This is a genomic window from uncultured Tenacibaculum sp., from assembly GCF_947502995.1.
GTDB lineage: Bacteria > Bacteroidota > Bacteroidia > Flavobacteriales > Flavobacteriaceae > Polaribacter.
Genome location: NZ_CANNBW010000002.1, coordinates 143,578 through 158,033, shown reverse-complemented (window position 1 = coordinate 158,033; position 14,456 = coordinate 143,578). Strand labels below are relative to the sequence as shown.

General features: G+C 29.7%; 22 protein-coding genes. All 22 read left to right on the top strand.

Annotated elements, in window-relative coordinates:
* The first annotated feature begins 96 nt into the window (after nucleotides 1–96).
* The 22 genes from Q1A46_RS02210 to Q1A46_RS02105 all read left to right on the top strand — a co-directional run bounded on the left by Q1A46_RS02210 (nucleotide 97) and on the right by Q1A46_RS02105 (nucleotide 14,437).
* The gene (locus Q1A46_RS02210; protein ID WP_299673542.1) at nucleotides 97–540 is read left to right on the top strand and encodes a hypothetical protein; all 444 of its coding nucleotides are present in this window, start codon (nucleotides 97–99) and stop codon (nucleotides 538–540) included.
* Between the two features lie 729 nt (nucleotides 541–1,269).
* Nucleotides 1,270–1,845, top strand: a complete 576-nt coding sequence (locus Q1A46_RS02205) for a hypothetical protein (protein WP_299673540.1) — start codon at nucleotides 1,270–1,272, stop codon at nucleotides 1,843–1,845.
* A 154-nt stretch (nucleotides 1,846–1,999) separates the two neighbouring features.
* A complete protein-coding gene (locus tag Q1A46_RS02200; RefSeq protein ID WP_299673538.1) occupies nucleotides 2,000–2,839 on the top strand; it encodes a hypothetical protein in 840 nt (279 codons plus the stop codon).
* Between the two features lie 271 nt (nucleotides 2,840–3,110).
* On the top strand, nucleotides 3,111–3,485 hold the full coding sequence (locus Q1A46_RS02195) for a metalloregulator ArsR/SmtB family transcription factor (protein ID WP_299673536.1): 375 nt from the start codon (nucleotides 3,111–3,113) through the stop codon (nucleotides 3,483–3,485).
* Entirely contained in the window at nucleotides 3,482–4,081 is a 600-nt protein-coding gene (merTP, locus tag Q1A46_RS02190) for a mercuric transport protein MerTP (protein ID WP_299673534.1), read from the top strand. The genes Q1A46_RS02195 and merTP overlap by 4 nt, the downstream gene beginning before the upstream one ends.
* A complete protein-coding gene (locus Q1A46_RS02185; RefSeq protein ID WP_084677408.1) occupies nucleotides 4,081–4,287 on the top strand; it encodes a GDCCVxC domain-containing (seleno)protein in 207 nt (68 codons plus the stop codon). Before merTP ends, Q1A46_RS02185 begins: the two co-directional genes overlap by 1 nt.
* 269 nt (nucleotides 4,288–4,556) lie before the next feature.
* Nucleotides 4,557–5,075 (top strand): SMI1/KNR4 family protein, encoded by a 519-nt coding sequence (locus Q1A46_RS02180; protein WP_299673531.1) that lies wholly within the window; start codon nucleotides 4,557–4,559, stop codon nucleotides 5,073–5,075.
* A 166-nt stretch (nucleotides 5,076–5,241) separates the two neighbouring features.
* The gene (locus Q1A46_RS02175; RefSeq protein ID WP_299673529.1) at nucleotides 5,242–6,036 is read left to right on the top strand and encodes a cation transporter; all 795 of its coding nucleotides are present in this window, start codon (nucleotides 5,242–5,244) and stop codon (nucleotides 6,034–6,036) included.
* A gap of 160 nt (nucleotides 6,037–6,196) precedes the next feature.
* Nucleotides 6,197–6,634 (top strand): hypothetical protein, encoded by a 438-nt coding sequence (locus Q1A46_RS02170; RefSeq protein ID WP_299673527.1) that lies wholly within the window; start codon nucleotides 6,197–6,199, stop codon nucleotides 6,632–6,634.
* A 443-nt stretch (nucleotides 6,635–7,077) separates the two neighbouring features.
* Nucleotides 7,078–7,497, top strand: coding sequence for a DUF3997 domain-containing protein (locus tag Q1A46_RS02165; RefSeq protein ID WP_299673525.1), 420 nt, complete (start codon nucleotides 7,078–7,080; stop codon nucleotides 7,495–7,497).
* Between the two features lie 163 nt (nucleotides 7,498–7,660).
* Nucleotides 7,661–8,152 carry a hypothetical protein gene (locus Q1A46_RS02160; protein ID WP_299673523.1) on the top strand — a complete coding sequence of 164 codons (492 nt, stop codon included), beginning with the start codon at nucleotides 7,661–7,663 and terminating at the stop codon, nucleotides 8,150–8,152.
* 161 nt (nucleotides 8,153–8,313) lie between these two features.
* Nucleotides 8,314–8,703, top strand: a complete 390-nt coding sequence (locus Q1A46_RS02155) for a hypothetical protein (protein WP_299673521.1) — start codon at nucleotides 8,314–8,316, stop codon at nucleotides 8,701–8,703.
* Entirely contained in the window at nucleotides 8,704–8,829 is a 126-nt protein-coding gene (locus Q1A46_RS02150) for a hypothetical protein (protein WP_299673519.1), read from the top strand.
* A gap of 97 nt (nucleotides 8,830–8,926) precedes the next feature.
* Nucleotides 8,927–9,295 carry a hypothetical protein gene (locus Q1A46_RS02145; RefSeq protein ID WP_299673517.1) on the top strand — a complete coding sequence of 123 codons (369 nt, stop codon included), beginning with the start codon at nucleotides 8,927–8,929 and terminating at the stop codon, nucleotides 9,293–9,295.
* Nucleotides 9,296–9,440: 145 nt separating this feature from the next.
* Nucleotides 9,441–9,941, top strand: a complete 501-nt coding sequence (locus Q1A46_RS02140; RefSeq protein WP_299673515.1) for a hypothetical protein — start codon at nucleotides 9,441–9,443, stop codon at nucleotides 9,939–9,941.
* Between the two features lie 255 nt (nucleotides 9,942–10,196).
* On the top strand, nucleotides 10,197–10,652 hold the full coding sequence (locus tag Q1A46_RS02135) for a hypothetical protein (protein ID WP_299673513.1): 456 nt from the start codon (nucleotides 10,197–10,199) through the stop codon (nucleotides 10,650–10,652).
* A 150-nt stretch (nucleotides 10,653–10,802) separates the two neighbouring features.
* Nucleotides 10,803–11,393, top strand: a complete 591-nt coding sequence (locus Q1A46_RS02130) for a hypothetical protein (RefSeq protein ID WP_299673511.1) — start codon at nucleotides 10,803–10,805, stop codon at nucleotides 11,391–11,393.
* 146 nt (nucleotides 11,394–11,539) lie between these two features.
* Nucleotides 11,540–11,956, top strand: coding sequence for an OmpA family protein (locus Q1A46_RS02125; protein ID WP_299673509.1), 417 nt, complete (start codon nucleotides 11,540–11,542; stop codon nucleotides 11,954–11,956).
* 149 nt (nucleotides 11,957–12,105) lie between these two features.
* The gene (locus tag Q1A46_RS02120; protein WP_299673507.1) at nucleotides 12,106–12,648 is read left to right on the top strand and encodes a hypothetical protein; all 543 of its coding nucleotides are present in this window, start codon (nucleotides 12,106–12,108) and stop codon (nucleotides 12,646–12,648) included.
* A gap of 157 nt (nucleotides 12,649–12,805) precedes the next feature.
* Entirely contained in the window at nucleotides 12,806–13,321 is a 516-nt protein-coding gene (locus Q1A46_RS02115; protein ID WP_299673505.1) for a hypothetical protein, read from the top strand.
* A gap of 146 nt (nucleotides 13,322–13,467) precedes the next feature.
* A complete protein-coding gene (locus Q1A46_RS02110; RefSeq protein ID WP_299673503.1) occupies nucleotides 13,468–14,058 on the top strand; it encodes a hypothetical protein in 591 nt (196 codons plus the stop codon).
* 166 nt (nucleotides 14,059–14,224) lie between these two features.
* Nucleotides 14,225–14,437, top strand: a complete 213-nt coding sequence (locus Q1A46_RS02105; protein ID WP_299673501.1) for a hypothetical protein — start codon at nucleotides 14,225–14,227, stop codon at nucleotides 14,435–14,437.
* Nucleotides 14,438–14,456: the final 19 nt, after the last annotated feature.

Genomic DNA, 14,456 nt, shown 5'->3' with positions numbered 1-14,456 from the left:
AAATCTCACAAAATCAAAAGTTCACCACTTTTAATTAACTTTACAACTAAAAAATAGCAAATAACAATACACAAAACGTTAGCTGTAATTTAAACGATGACAAAAGAAAACAAAAAAATTGTTGATAAACTTACAGAGTTATGCATTCCTATTTTATCGGAATTTCGAGAAGAGTTAAAAGTTAAACATGATACTTTTAAGATAGAAATAGGGAAAGGTGAAATTGGAGAATTGACTCCTTATCAAGGATATCATATTTACTTGGAATGTTATCGTGATGGATATATACCAGATGAACCAAACTGCATCGCTTTAGAAATATCTTTAAAACATTTGAATACTGATAAACCAATTATTGACTCATTTGGAATTAGTTGGGGAGGAGATGGAATACCTCCTGATATTGATGGATTAGATTTATTACCTGAAGAAATAATCTGGACTAAAAAAATGTTTGAAAAGATAAATATACAATTACCTAAACTTAAACATAATTTGAACGATTGTTTAAAAGCATGGCAAAATGATTATCCTAAATAAAAACAGCTAACAAAATGTATGGTTAATTGCTTGCGGATTTGTTCCTTCGGACTAAATCTCGCAAAACCAAAAGTTCATCACTTTTAATTAACTTTACAATCAAAAAGCGCAAATAACAATACACAAAACGTTATATGCAAGCCGTATTATTTATCATAATGGCGACTTAAACAAAAAATCCTCAATTTATTTAGTCAGGCTTAGTTTAGATAAACCTCAACATAAAAGAATCACCTTTAAATAAACGCTATTAAAAATATATAGTCCTTATTTTTCAACTAATAAAGAGCCAGCAAATAACGGTGTGTATATTTAGTTGCGGAATACTAAATGATTTATAAGAGCCTTCCTATTTTTAAACTTATAGCTTTTTATTAAATTTACAGAAAAATCGCAAAAAAACATACACATAAAACGTTATATGCAAGCCGGATTATTTATCATAATGGCGACTTAAACAGAAAATCCTCAATTTATTTAGTCAGGCTTAGTTTAGATAAACCTCAACATAAAAGAATCATCTTTAAATAAACGCTATTAAAAATATATAGTCCTTATTTTTCACTTAATAAAGAGCCAGCAAATAACGGTGTGTATATTTAGTTGCGGAATACTAAATGATTTATAAGAGCCTTCCTATTTTTAAACTTATAGCTTTTTATTAAATTTACAGAAAAATCGCAAAAAAACATACACATAAAACGTTGTAACCAATTTACCGAAAACAAAATGAATCCTACTGATTTTAAAAAACTTTGGATGATTAATGACTCTGAAAAGTGGGTTGAATTTCCGATTGACCAAGTTGAAAAGTCTAACCTAAATAAAAAAACAAAAGATTTTTTAAAAATAGGATTTCCAGAAGATGCTGCGCCTTTTTTAGGTTTTGGATTAAATAGCTATGATTCGGAATTTAATACAATTCATGGCTATTATGGATATGACGTTTTAGATGAAAAAACCAAAGATTATTGGGTTTTTGGGTCTGATGGTAGCGGAAATCCAATTTGTTTTGATTCATCAGATAATGACAAATTAGTTTTGCTCGACCATGAACAAGGGTTTGAATTTATGCAGGATATGAATAAAAACATTTCTGAATTAGCTTCTTCTCTACTTCTTTTCAGAGGCTTCATTAAAAGGATAAATGATGAATTTGGGGAAGATGGATTTTTTGAAACAATGTTTACGGAAAAGCATTTGACTGAATTAGAAAATGAATTTAAAATATTAAATCCTAATTATTATCTCGAATCAAGCTTTTGGGATACTGAAATCGAAAATTTAAGAGCAGAAATTGAATAAAACTGGTTACAACAAGGTGTATAATTAATTGCGGCTGAATTTCCTCAGCGGAAATTCAATCTTATTAATTATCTTTCCGAAACATCGGAAAATGACTCGTGTCCTTTTCCCGCAAAAAATCATACACAAATACGTTGTACCCAATTAGACCAAAATGTTCAATCCAACAAGAAGAAATAGAAATATAGGAACAGCTAAACAAGGTTATGGACAGCACAATAAACTAGTAGTCCCTTATCCCGCTATTGAAATGAAATATTTCTACGAAAGATTAGGAGAATATAATGTTGTTGAAAGAATAATAAACAATCATAAATTTAAATTCATAGTAGAAGAAACGAGAGAAAATTCATTTCATGCTTGTACTATTGATGATTTAGAAAAAATATTGACTGAAATCCCAAATGAAGATTACGGAGATTTAGAATTAATTGTTTTAAGACAACCAACTAGAAAAGAAGAAAACTTAAAACCAGTTTGGGGAAGGCTAATCTACTCTTATGAATTTGAAAACGAACATTTTCCTGCAATCATCATAGAGGCAACTAATTTAGAACGTAGTTTTAAATGGAGTAAGAAACTTAATATTGAGTCACAGAAAGAACTGAAAAGACTTAAAGAGGATGGACATAAAATAGTAATGGGGAAACGCTACTTTGAAGCTGAATATGAAATTGACAACATCAGGTCAACTCAACTTTACAGAACTTTACCACACGAATTTGGACATTTTGTTCATTATCTTAGTGAAGTTGAAAGACCTGAGAAACCTAATGAGGAATATGATGCTTGGGAAAAACGATGGAATAAATATCATAGTTTGCCGAGTTCAGAAAAAGAAAGTTTTGCTCACTCATACGCGGATAAATTTAAAAACAAGTTGGAGACTCAAAATATAATCCCATTTGACCGAATATTGGATTTAGAACAATTGACAAAAGATGGATTAAAAATATCTGACTTTAAAAATAACTGGGTACAACAAAATGTATAGTTAATTGCTTGCGGATTTATTCCTTCGGACTAAATCTCGCAAAACCAAAAGTTCACCTCTTTTTAATTAACTTTACAAACAAAAAAGCGCAAATAACAATACACAAAACGTTACCCACAAGCTGAATCCAGCCGCACATTTTAGCACTTTCGGTTTTTGCCGACACAAAAATCCAACGCTATAAAAACCAAAAGAGCTAAAATTTTTTCAACGCTTGAAAATATTGTATTTAAGTATTTGCTTAAATAAGAAATAACCGTAACTTTGTTTTATGGAAAATAATTCTTGTATAAGACAACAAGCCGATATTGAACAAATAAATCGTTGCAAAGACACAGTTTCGGAATTAAGCGAATCGTTCGACTATTTGGCGAACGGACTTTCATTAGTCGGAAATAGCGTTCGACTGAAAATACTTTACCTACTCTTTCAGGAAAAAAGACTTTGCGTTTGTGATTTAAGCGATATTCTTGGAATGAACATTTCTGCAATCTCTCAACATTTGAGAAAAATGAAAGACCGAAATTTAATAGAAACGGAAAGAGAAGCTCAAACGATTTTTTACTCACTAACGACCGAATACGAAAAAATGTTAAACCCATTTTTTGAGATACTTGATAAAAACAAAATCTTGGAAACGATATGAAAAGTGAAAACAAATTAATTGGTGCAGGTTTGTTAACCGCGATTACTGCTTCATTATGTTGCATTACACCAGTTTTAGCTCTAATCGCAGGAACGAGCGGAATTGCTTCAACATTTTCTTGGATAGAACCTTTTAGACCTTATTTAATCGGACTGACAATTTTAGTTCTTGGCTTTGCTTGGTATCAAAAATTAAAACCTCGTAAAGAAATTGACTGCGATTGCGAAACGGACGAAAAACCAAAATTTATTCAATCAAAGAAATTTTTAGGAATTGTAACTGTATTTGCAATTGTGATGTTGGCTTTCCCATACTATTCAGGAATTTTTTACCCAAATACAGAAAAGCAAGTAATCGTAGTTGACAAATCGGACATTAAAACAACGGAGTTTAAAATCAGCGGAATGACTTGTGCGAGTTGTGAAGAACACGTCAATCACGAAGTAAATAAACTCAACGGAATTGTAAACTCAAAAGCGTCTTACGAAAATGGATATGCAATCGTTGAATTTGACAAAACCAAAACTAATGAAACGGAAATTGAGAAAGCAATCAATTCAACAGGCTATAAAGTAACCAATAAAAAAGAAAATTAATGGAAACTATATTAAAATCTGAAATCACTTGTCCAAACTGCGGACATAAAAAAGTAGAAGATATGCCTACAAACGCTTGCCAATTTTTCTACGAATGTGAGAATTGCAAAACGGTTTTGAAACCAAAAGAGGGAGATTGTTGTGTTTATTGTTCTTATGGGACAGTAGCTTGTCCACCAATTCAAGAAAATAAAAGTTGTTGTTAAAAAGCCAACGCTAAAAGCCATACACATTTGCAATTCGCTTCAGCCGAAACACAATCCAAAAATTGCAAAAGAGTATGTCTTTGCCTACGCTGAAAACCAAGCTGAACGGAATAAAGCCAGTGGGTAACAACGTATATAAAAAATAGCGGTTTAGGTGCTAAATCGAAATGAATTTTATAAATTTAAAGTCTGTGTTTAACCGAAAAGTTCGTGCGTAAAATCCGCTACTTTTCATATACAAGACCGTTGGCAATAATGAAAAACCGAATATGATTGAAGTAATAAAACCCTATGAGTTTGAAAGGTTGAATAATAGTGACTTAATAGAATTAGAAAAAACTATAGGATTCTCTTTGCCAAAAAATTATCTGAACTTTCTAAAAAAGACTAACGGAGGAACTCCTCAACTTAATTCTCTTAAAGTAAAATTAAACAATAAAGAAGAACTTTGGTCAGTCAGTTATTTTTTCGGAGTTCACAGAGGAGAATATTGGGCGAGTATATTTTGGGTTTTAAAAGCTTTAAACAATAGGATTCCTAAAGAATTTTTTCCTTTTGCTAATAATGGTGGTGGAGATTATTACGTCATAAATCTTTCTACTGAAAAGTATGGTGAGATTAGTATATGGAATCACAATACCGAATCAAAAAATAATGGTTTAAAATATTACAAAAACATTCGTTTTTTATATAAATCTTTCGACGAATTTTCTAATAACCTAATAAAAGATGATATAGAAATTGAAATTAAGATTATAGAAACAGATACTGATTTTATAATTGAATAAACACTATTGCCAACAAAATGTATGGTTAATTGCTTGCGGATTTAATCCTTCGGACTAAATCTCGCAAAACCAAAAGTTCAATTCATTTAATTAACTTTACAAACAAAAAAGCGCAAATAACAATACACAAAACGTTGTGGTTAATGTCCAAAAACCGAGAAAGTTAATGAACAAAACGATATTTGAGATTACCAAAATGGACTGTCCATCGGAAGAAAATCTAATCCGAATGAAATTGGACGGAATCTCAAGTATTGCGAATTTGGACTTTGACATCCCCAACCGAAAACTGATCGTTTTTCATAGCGGACAAATCGACCAAATCGAAAAGTCAGTTATCGAACTGAATTTAGGCGGAAAGAAAATCTCGACTGAACAAACTGACCAAACGGAATTTAATGAAAATGCAAACCAGAAAAAACTACTCTGGACTGTACTTGGAATCAATTTCGCCTTTTTCCTAATCGAAATGACAACTGGAATAATCTCAAAGTCAATGGGATTAGTTGCTGATAGTTTGGATATGCTTGCCGACAGTTTTGTTTACGGAATCAGTCTTTTTGCAGTTGGCGGAACTTTGACAAGAAAAAAACGGATTGCCAAACTTGCTGGATATTTTCAAATAACACTTGCGATTATTGGATTTATCGAAGTTTTAAGGAGATTTTTAGGAGACGAGAAACTTCCCAACTTTTCGACAATGATAATTGTGTCGATTTTTGCACTTATTGCAAACGGAATTTGTCTTTATATTTTACAAAAGTCAAAAAGTAAAGAAGAGGCTCATATGAAAGCAAGTATGATTTTCACTTCAAATGACGTGATTATCAATTTGGGAGTTATTATTGCGGGACTTTTGGTAAATTGGTTGAGTTCAAGCAAACCTGATTTGATTATCGGAACAATAGTTTTTGTTTTAGTAATTCAAGGAGCATTTAGAATATTAAAATTGAGTAAATAATTAAAAAAACACTAACCACAACAATGGCTATAAACAATTGCTATTACAGGCTTATCCTGAAAATTCCTGCGGAATTTTCAGCTTGTCGTGTACTTGCAAAAGTTCGTGCTAACCCACGCAACTGTTCATAGCCGAAACCGTTGTAACACATTAAAATTGAATGAAAAAAAATTGCTTAATCATACTAACTTTCATTTTGGTTAGTTGCGGTAGCTCAGTAAATCTGAATTTAATCAATCAATATAAATTTAATGAATTTGAAGATTGTCGTCCTGGAGGAGTTGAAACTTTCAAATATAAATACAGAATAGGAAAATGGATTTTCTATTATCCTGATGGAAAAATAAAAGCAAAAGGAAGTTATGAGTTAATTCAAAGTTATATTTCTACACGTTGTAGACTAGACGAAAAATTAGAGTTTAGTAAAATGGCAAATGATTGGGAGTTTTATGATCAGAACGGACAGAAAATAAATTCTGAGAGACAAGTATTCTCTGAATTAAATTGTGTAACTCATGAATTAGATGATTTTTTAGAAATTCAATATTGTTTTGATGAAAAGCAAAATCGAGTAATTAATAAAATTATAACTAATTAAAACGTGTTACAACAACGTGTATAATTAATTACGGCTGAATTTCCTCACCAGAAATTCAATCTTATTAATTATCTTTCCGAGACAACGGAAAATGACTCGCGTCTTTTCCCGCAAAAAATCATACACAAATACGTTATATGCAAGCCGGATTATTTATCATAATGGCGACTTAAACAGAAAATCCTCAATTTATTTAGTCAGGCTTAGTTTAGATAAACCTCAACATAAAAGAATCATCTTTAAATAAACGCTATTAAAAATATATAGTCCTTATTTTTCAACTAATAAAGAGCCAGCAAATAACGGTGTGTATATTTAGTTGCGGAATGCCAAATGATTTATAAGAGTCCTCTTATTTTTAAACTTATAGCTTTTTATTAAATTTACAGAAAAATCGCAAAAAAACATACACATAAAACGTTGTGCCACATATAACCAAAACATTGCGAAATACTAAAATTATATTGACTTTAATCGGAATCCTGACTTTAAATTCCTGTTGGAATAATCTAGGTGAGTCTGAACTCATAATCGGAAATTACTATGTAGAATGGAATGATTTAGTCTCTAATAGAGCAATTGTAGAAAAAACCGAAAAAGACTCGCCATATTCAAGTGGAATTATTTCTGGTTATGTTTTCGCTGTTGGAAATAACTCTGATTTTATAATCGCTAAACAACACCCATATTTGAATAACTTAACAGTTACCAAATATTTTATAATAGATATCAAGAAAAGAGAATCTGGAATAAATAGTTCAATAATCGGACCATTAGAAAGAGAAGATTTTAATAAAAAAAGAATTGAATTAAATATTTCAGATTTGAAGTTTGACCAAAATTATTCTGAAAATCCGAATTAAAAATACGTGGCACAACAAAATGTATTATTAATTGCTTGCGGATTTATCCTTCGGACAAATCTCGCAACACCAAAAGTTCACCACTTTTAATTAACTTTACAATCAAAAAGCGCAAATAACAATACACAAAACGTTACCTGCAAGTTAAACCGACATTCTGCAAATGAAAATCATCTTTCAAGTCATATTATTTCTATTCTCATCTAGCTTCTGCTTTGCTCAAGAAATGACAAAACGTGAATTAAAAAATATGATAAAGGAATCGAAATTGGAATATCGGAAAAATGGATATTCTTATTTTTCTAAAATACTGACAAATAATAAAGATAGCCTGTTTTTCAAAGCTGACCGAATTGAAATTTACTCAAGTAATGCCATAACATCTGAAAAAAGAATCTGCCGAACGGTTGAATTAAAATTCTTGAAGAACAAAAAAGTGAATTTTATTGATTGCCAAACTTGCACTGAACCATCTTCATGTTACGTAACAACTGATAAAAATATTTACAAATACTATATTCAAGAAATTGAAAACGAATTATTTATTCTTTTCAAAAACAAATACTACGAAATGAATTTTAAAATAATTTCTGCAAAAGAAAATGAACTGAATCACAGAAAATATCGTAAAATAAAATTAGAGCGAATTGAATAAAAACCAGCAGGTAACAAAATGTATGGTTAATTGCTTGCGGATTTAATCCTTCGGACTAAATCTCGCAAAACCAAAAGTTCACCGCTTTTAATTAACTTTACAATAAAAAATCGCAAATAACAATACACAAAACATTGTGCGTCATTGCCGAAATAATTTAAATGGGAAAATATAAAGATTCAGACTGGTATTTAAAATCTAGTAAAGAACTCATACAAAAATATGGAGATATTCCTCCACCTTGGATTTATGCTCCAAATTTTCATCCATACAGTATGGGATGGAGAATGGGTGGTGGTGAGACACATATGATGATATTAAATGAATGGCTAGACCAAAAAGATTTGAATTTTGATGAACGCTTAAAGTATTTACAAAAGTATCCTTGTCCTCCAAGATGGTATCAATGGATTATTTATTTTTTATGGGAGGTTGATTCCTATGAATTTGAAGAAACCGATTACATTCCGTACTTCGAAAAACTTGAAAGTTTCGGGTTTGACAATACTTCTGAATTTAAAAATGATTTTAATAGAGATGATTTAGATTAAATGAATGAAGATAATACTATAAAATTCTATTCAGAAAATGATTCTTACTGGGGAGATGGCGGTAATGGACAAGGAAAAAATAGATTAGGAAAATTATTGATGAAAATAAGAACTGAACTAAAATAACGAACGCACAACAATTTGTATAGAGCATAGCTTCCTAACGTCAGCTACGACACCATACAAGAAACGTTAGCCACAAGTTGACAACCAGATTCTAAAGATGAAAAAAGCAATACCAATTATATTAATTATCATAATAATCTACTTGTTAAATGGATTTATAACTGGATATACTAATGTGAATCAGAATAAATACGGAATAGAATATAATAACCAAAGAAAAAAAATAGGCATAACTGAAATACCTGAAAATTTCGACTTGACTGAAAAACCAATTAATACATTTTTCGATTATTTTAATGCAAGTGGAATTTACTCTCTCGAATACACGGCTAAGGTAAACTTGAATTCTGGATTGATAAAAAAAAGAATTGATGTTGACGAGACTACTATTGGAATAATTAGAGAATATAGTTTTTATAAAAAAGGAAATGATACTATTATAGACATTCATAATTATTATAAATAAACCAGTGGCTAACAAAGCGTATTATTAATTACTTACGGATTTATTACTTCGGACTAAATCTCACAAAACCAAAAGTTCAATCCATTTAATTAACTTTACAATTAAAAAATCGCAAATAACAATACACAAAACGTTGGCAATAATTATGAAAAATACGATTCTGATTTTAATTCTGTCTTTCACAATTGGAATGAAAGCTCAAGATTTGACAAAATCTGATTTCAAAAAAACGGAATGGTTTGCCGATAATGAAAATCGGAATTTCTATGAATCTGACACAATTACTATTACTCGAATTCTGAAGTTCAATAATGAAAATGACAAACTAAATGAAATTTATATAAAACTTCAACGAAACGAAAATGGAGACATAACTGAACTCAATTTTAAAAAAAGTGGAAAATTAATAGTTGATGATTTGAATGTTGAGAATTGGACAAATTCAAAACTTGTCGGAAAATGGAAATGGAAATTTGATTCGAAAAAACAAATTCTCAATTTTTATTTTAAGAGAAAATTACATTCAGCATTCCGAATTGAATCAAAAAAGAATGATAGTATTATCTGGAAATTTGGGCATAATAACAAAAAGACTGAATCAAAACTAAATTTATTAGTTCTGCATTTAATCCGACTGAAAAAATAACTATTGCCAACAATGGCTATAATTCATTGTGGTTTTGGCCACACAAAAATAAAAGTATAAATCAATGGCTGATTTCTCAACGGAATAATCCTGCGGATGACTCCACAACGAAATCATAGCCGAGACCGTTGTGCATAATTTGAGAAAATGGGATTAGACATTAGTTTGAGAGTAAATAATGATAGTGAAGTAATCACGTCAGAATACTTTGAGAATAGCAATCTATATTCTCTGAGCAGGGAATTTTGTAATCTAATGTGTAGACCAAGAGTAGTTGAACACACACCTGAATTTGATCAAATTGGAGAAATAACGAATATCGATATATCTCATTTGTATAAAATGACCGAATACCCAAGCGAAGATGAAGAAATGAATATGATTGATTTTGCAGAAAACGAAGAAGAAAAGGAACGTTTAAAAGCTAATTTTGAAAAAAGAAAACAAGCCTTAAACGGAAATATAAATCAAGTAAAAATTCTCGTAAAAAAGTTAATTGATAGTCTTGAAAAAATTGATAATCTCCACGAAAGACTAATAAAAACGGATTTTGACTCAATGAACTCTGAGTACTATTTTTCGGATTTCAATAAAGATAAAGGTGAAGGTTATATTAGAAATAACTTTGGACAAGACTTGAGGAATTTCAAAAGATTTATTGACTATGCGATCGACCGAAATTCAGAAACAATTTGGTTTGAATATGGATAAAAAACTATGCACAACAAAATGTATAGTTAATTGCTTACGGATTTATTCCTTCGGACTAAATCTCGCAAAACCAAAAATTCACCACTTTTAATTAACTTTACAGACAAAAATCGCAAATAACAATACACAAAACGTTGCCAGTAATTAAAAATGAACTACGAAATTTACATGATAATCGGATTTATAATTATTCCACTTGGAATATTATTCGCCTATTATAAAGATTACAAACAAAATAAAACTGAATTTAAACACTCAATAAAAACAGTTGGGAAAGGATCAATTAATGGAATTATTCTACTTGTTATAATTGGAGGTTTAAAAATGGCTTCCGAATATATAATTCCATTTAACAAAAACCACGGAATTGAATTTAACTCGGAACGAGAAAAACTTGGAATCCCAACAATCGCTTCTAATTGGGAAATTGACACACATTATTCAGAACAATTTGAAACGCAATGGTGGAAACCAAACCCGACGAATGGACATTTTAAAAAAATCATTGAATACGGAATATTTAATATCAAATCAGAAACTGATTATTATCAAAACGGGAAAATAAAGGGAACATTCGCATGGTCAAAGTATGATTTTAATACGAAAACAATTGAATACTTTCTAGAAAAACCAAATGAAAACGAAATTTCAGTAACTGAATATGGAAAACTAAAATATGGAAAACCTACTGTAATTATGAATATTAATAAAGTTGAATTTGATAATTATATAACTGAATAAAAACTACTGGCAACAAGGTGTATAATTAATTGCGGCTGAATTTCCTCATCGGAAATTCAATCTTATTAATTATCTTTCCGCAACATCGGAAAATGACTCGCGTCCTTTTCCCGCAAAAAATCATACACAAATACGTTGGCTTTAATATGAAACTGAAAAAAAAATTATTAATTATAATCTTGCTTGTTTTCATAAAACTATCATATTCTCAACAGAGTGAATCTCTAAGTGAATTAAATAAAAGAATCAAGTTCTTAAACTCTGAGTCTTTAGACTTAGATAAAAACTCTAATAAAATTCTTGATTTAGTATCTCAAATTATTAAGAAAAATGAATCATCTTATTTAATTGAATCACATTCTTGTATGAGAGGTCAAAATGAGACAAACCGCATTAAAACTCAAAAAAGAGCTCAAATTATAAAAAAAGAGTTAATTAATAGAGGGATTGAAAACTCTAGACTCGTTGCTCTGGGATATGGAGAGACAAAGAGAAAGTATATTTGTACGACTAGAGTTTGTGATTTACAAAACGAAAGAATTGAAATTATAAAAACTGATTAATACTAAAGCCAACAAAATGTATAGTTAATTGCTTGCGGATTTTTCCATCGGACAAATCTCGCAAAACCAAAAGTTCGCCACTTTTAATTAACTTTACAATCAAAAAATCGCAAATAACAATACACAAAACGTTGGCTATAAACTTAAATATGAGAACATCATTAATAATTTCAATACTAATTATATTTTTTTCTTCCTGTAAAGAAAACACAAGAGATGAAGATGAAAGAGAAAAACAAAAAATAGACTTAAAAATCCAACAGTCCAAAAAAGTTGATTTAAAAAATTTTCCTGACTCACTGAAGCTAATTGATAATAAAATGCTAAAAGGACATTTTAATGGAGATAGTATTATGGATTTTGCTTCATTAGTTACAAATAAGAAAAATCAAAAAACTGGAGTTTTAATAATTAACAACTCAGAAAACAATGAAACTTTCGTCTTTGGAGCAGGTAAAGAAATCAATAATATGACTGATTTAAAGTGGATAGAAATATTTAAAATTATTCCAAAAGGAGAAATTATTGCTCCTGATTTAGTTGACGAAAAAACTGGCGATATACTTGGTCCAGATAAGTCTAAAAACTTTACTTTAATTGGTAATGGAATTTACATGAGTGTAAATGAATCTCATGGAGGTGGAATTATATTCTGGAATGGACTAAAATATCAATGGTATCACATAGAATAAAAGTCAATAGCCAACAAAATGTATTATTAATTGCTTGCGCATTTATTCCTTCGGACTAAATCTCGCAAAACCAAAAGTCCATCACTTTTAATTAACTTTACAATTAAAAAATCGCAAAATAACAATACACAAAACGTTGTACCTAATTTCCCAAAAGATGAAAAGATTTCTTTTAATAATGACACTAGTTTCACTCGGAAATATTTGGCAAATATTTGGTCAAAAAAGTGAACTGAATAGAAGTGAACTGAATAGATTGGAGAGCCTTAAAAATATCGAATTGACAGATACTTTGTGGGTTAATATAAAAAAAGGAGGATGTTTCCATAATAGCTGGCAAAAATTAATTATCGCAAAAGAAAACAACAAGTTTCAGTTAATTAAAATTAACAATGTTTCAGAGTTAATCATGAAATATGACAAAAAAGCTGTTTTGTATAATGAAGAAGATAATTGGATTCGAAAAAAACTAAGTAGAGTTCATGACTTTAAGAATACAGTAATGTTGAGTAAAAAAGAGTATACCTCAGTAATTGATAAAATAATTGAATTGATTTCAAAATATGAAAATTGTTCGAATAATATCGCTGGACGATATACAAATATTACAATTTCAATGAATAATATTCATGAAAAATTCAACTTCAAGTGTGAAATACAAACCGACATATAAACTAGGTACAACAAAATGTATTATTAATTGCTTGCGGATTTATTCCTTCGGACTAAATCGCGCAAAACCAAAAGTTCATCACTTTTAATTAACTTTATAATCAAAAATCGCAAATAACAATACACAAAACGTTGTAAAACATTTGAATGAGATACTTTCTAACTATATTATTCATTTTAACTTTTAAAGTTTCTGACTCTCAAAACTTCATTGATGGAATCATTTTTTGTGCAAAAAATCAATTTGATGAAAAATTGAGATTTATCGTTGACAAGGACATATTAAATACAAATTTTGAATTCAATAAATCGAAAACGATTATAGAAATTCACAACCCTAAAAAAGGACTTGAAAGAATTAATTTATCGGAATTCAAAGCTTCTGAATATCCAGCGATACAAATTTGGTTGAATTATAAATTAACCTATCAAAACTTTGATTTGACTGAATTATTAGTTCCTTATAACCTTAAATGTACAACACCTTGGAGTAAAGAAGATACTCAAGAAATCCTCGAACCTTATTTAAAGGTTTTAAAAAAACAAACAACAATTGACCTAAAAAAAGCAATTGAAATCGGAAAACGAAATGGACTGAATGAAATTTACTTTTGGGATATTGATTACGAGAAAAGAAAATTAATTTGGACCTTAAAAGGTAAAGGATCGAAAGTTTTAAAGATAAATTCTAAAAATGGTAAAATAATATCAGAATTTATTGAGACCTCAATTGATTAAAAACGTTTTACAACAAAATGTATAGTTAATTGCTTGCAGATTTAATCCTTTGGACTAAATCTCGCTAAACCAAAAGTTCATCACTTTTAATTAACTTTATAATCAAGAATCGCAAATAACAATACACAAAACGTTGTGCATAATGTCCAAAAACCACAGAAAACAAATGAAAGACCTGAATGGAACTTGGTTAAAGATTAAAACAGGAGACGATTATTGTCGACCAGAATTTATTGAATTCACTAACGACCAAATTATCCATTTTGAACTTGAATTAAAACGCGAAAATGAATTATCAAAAGTCCAAACTGAATGGAGCGAGAAACTTTCCGAATCAAAATATGAATTCGTAAATGACAACCGAATAAGAATATTTTGAAAAGGAAAAACTCTCACGA

Coding starts and splice junctions, on each gene's coding strand:
- Q1A46_RS02210 (WP_299673542.1), top strand. CDS start 97: ATGACAAAAGAAAACAAAAAAATTGTTGATAAACTTACAGAGTTATGC.
- Q1A46_RS02205 (WP_299673540.1), top strand. CDS start 1,270: ATGAATCCTACTGATTTTAAAAAACTTTGGATGATTAATGACTCTGAA.
- Q1A46_RS02200 (WP_299673538.1), top strand. CDS start 2,000: ATGTTCAATCCAACAAGAAGAAATAGAAATATAGGAACAGCTAAACAA.
- Q1A46_RS02195 (WP_299673536.1), top strand. CDS start 3,111: ATGGAAAATAATTCTTGTATAAGACAACAAGCCGATATTGAACAAATA.
- merTP (WP_299673534.1), top strand. CDS start 3,482: ATGAAAAGTGAAAACAAATTAATTGGTGCAGGTTTGTTAACCGCGATT.
- Q1A46_RS02185 (WP_084677408.1), top strand. CDS start 4,081: ATGGAAACTATATTAAAATCTGAAATCACTTGTCCAAACTGCGGACAT.
- Q1A46_RS02180 (WP_299673531.1), top strand. CDS start 4,557: ATGATTGAAGTAATAAAACCCTATGAGTTTGAAAGGTTGAATAATAGT.
- Q1A46_RS02175 (WP_299673529.1), top strand. CDS start 5,242: ATGAACAAAACGATATTTGAGATTACCAAAATGGACTGTCCATCGGAA.
- Q1A46_RS02170 (WP_299673527.1), top strand. CDS start 6,197: ATGAAAAAAAATTGCTTAATCATACTAACTTTCATTTTGGTTAGTTGC.
- Q1A46_RS02160 (WP_299673523.1), top strand. CDS start 7,661: ATGAAAATCATCTTTCAAGTCATATTATTTCTATTCTCATCTAGCTTC.
- Q1A46_RS02155 (WP_299673521.1), top strand. CDS start 8,314: ATGGGAAAATATAAAGATTCAGACTGGTATTTAAAATCTAGTAAAGAA.
- Q1A46_RS02150 (WP_299673519.1), top strand. CDS start 8,704: ATGAATGAAGATAATACTATAAAATTCTATTCAGAAAATGATTCTTAC.
- Q1A46_RS02145 (WP_299673517.1), top strand. CDS start 8,927: ATGAAAAAAGCAATACCAATTATATTAATTATCATAATAATCTACTTG.
- Q1A46_RS02140 (WP_299673515.1), top strand. CDS start 9,441: ATGAAAAATACGATTCTGATTTTAATTCTGTCTTTCACAATTGGAATG.
- Q1A46_RS02135 (WP_299673513.1), top strand. CDS start 10,197: ATGTGTAGACCAAGAGTAGTTGAACACACACCTGAATTTGATCAAATT.
- Q1A46_RS02130 (WP_299673511.1), top strand. CDS start 10,803: ATGAACTACGAAATTTACATGATAATCGGATTTATAATTATTCCACTT.
- Q1A46_RS02125 (WP_299673509.1), top strand. CDS start 11,540: ATGAAACTGAAAAAAAAATTATTAATTATAATCTTGCTTGTTTTCATA.
- Q1A46_RS02120 (WP_299673507.1), top strand. CDS start 12,106: ATGAGAACATCATTAATAATTTCAATACTAATTATATTTTTTTCTTCC.
- Q1A46_RS02115 (WP_299673505.1), top strand. CDS start 12,806: ATGAAAAGATTTCTTTTAATAATGACACTAGTTTCACTCGGAAATATT.
- Q1A46_RS02110 (WP_299673503.1), top strand. CDS start 13,468: ATGAGATACTTTCTAACTATATTATTCATTTTAACTTTTAAAGTTTCT.
- Q1A46_RS02105 (WP_299673501.1), top strand. CDS start 14,225: ATGAAAGACCTGAATGGAACTTGGTTAAAGATTAAAACAGGAGACGAT.